Below are 710 nucleotides of genomic sequence, written 5' to 3'. Positions count from 1 at the left end.
ATGGACTGATTATCACCACGGCGATTTGTCGTCACTAAGGGAAAATATGAGCTATATGATGAAATGTTATGGCTTGATCGCGGCAGGCGTACTGTTATCCATCAGTGCGCCGGGCTTTGCTGGCTCGCTACCGGCTGACAAATGCTATTTTTTTAAAACAGATTCTTCAAAAAAAAGAGATTACACTGCGGATCAGGTCACCGTAGAACGGACATGGGGAACCGGCACCATCCCGCGTTCAGCGGCTATCGGCAGTGAGATTCTAGAGGAAACCAAGCTGCTGCCACCTGAGAGCTTCAAAGACTATGAGGGACTGGAGTGCGGAGGTTCTGCGACACTAACCGCAAAATATACCTCTGCCGCAGCCCCGGTGGATGGAATTAGTCCCCCTGCATTTCCCGACGCCGCCGGAAAAGTGTATCCCACCAATATCGTCGGCATTGGAATGATAACAAAATTCAAAATAGATAAAGGGGATAGAGGCCCATACTTTCCCACAACTCTTTCAATGACTACTAATTTTGGTTTTTCAGCAGGATTACCATTGGGAGTGACATTAATAAAAACGGGTGATATTCCCCCCGGAACCCACATCGTCAAAGGCACTACTTCACTGAGCGCCGGGGGAGACGTTTTCGAGACCTCTGATTTCAGCTTAAGCGTTTTTGTCGAAAACTGCGCCATTCCGAATAAGGGCGCCACCACTCAGG

1 protein-coding gene is annotated in these 710 nt (G+C 48.7%); it reads left to right on the top strand.

Annotated features, from left to right (window positions below):
* Window positions 1-46 precede the first annotated feature (46 nt).
* The coding region (locus tag QLG07_RS02650; protein WP_282468410.1) for a hypothetical protein at window positions 47-710 on the top strand (664 nt) is incomplete at its 3' end.

This window comes from Erwinia sp. V90_4 (genome assembly GCF_029967685.1).
Taxonomy (GTDB): Bacteria; Pseudomonadota; Gammaproteobacteria; order Enterobacterales; family Enterobacteriaceae; genus Erwinia; species Erwinia aphidicola.
The sequence above is the reverse complement of the archived record's forward strand: the minus strand, read 5'-3'. Positions and strand labels throughout refer to the sequence as shown.